This window comes from Vibrio sp. 1249-1 (assembly GCF_033340495.1).
The window spans coordinates 1-586 of the sequence record NZ_JAWOWJ010000855.1 but is presented as its reverse complement, the minus strand read 5'-3'; the positions used below and the strand labels follow the sequence as shown (position 1 = coordinate 586).

Annotated in this window: 1 pseudogene; it reads right to left on the bottom strand. The window is 47.1% G+C overall.

Annotated features, from left to right (window positions below):
- Positions 1-13: 13 nt before the first annotated feature.
- Positions 14-586 (bottom strand): annotated as a pseudogene (locus R7Z50_RS29300) (inosine/guanosine kinase); the annotation flags it as partial.

The window sequence follows — 586 nt, the reverse complement described above, 5'->3', positions numbered from 1 at the left end:
AAAGCTAACCTTCTTAGCGATCCCAGTAGGTCTCTTCTAAGCTGTCTTCGCGTTCTGGCAGAGCTCGCGATAGGCGAGGAGAGTGCTGAGTTAGCACTTCGTAGCTCACGCGGTTCGCGTATTTACAAATTTGAGAAAGTGATGAATACGTCAGACAGCGTACTTCGTGTTTCTCTGAAGTAGGCACTTCTTTCTGATGGAAAGAGTTTGCAGCCATGTCATGCAGCAGTGCAGACAGTGCAGCATCACCCGCGCCATTAGTGTTCTTAATTTCTAGAGGGCCACCAAGGTATGGACCGATGTGTGAATACACTTTCATTGGATTCACACAATCTTCTTTGCGCATTGCGCGGCTGAACTCAAACTTATTGAATTCCTCAATAGAGCTTTCAAGAATATCGTGTGTAGTTTCACGTTTCACTTTTTCGTCAGTGTAACCTGCCATATAAAGACCGTTTGGCCCGGCAGTACAAAGAACAAGATCTACCCACTCAAGTGCTTTATCCGCAGCGGCGAGTGGATCGTTTTCGCCTGTAAGCGCCGCGCCCTCTTCTTCATTCATAGCCACAACAGATACGTTTTCACG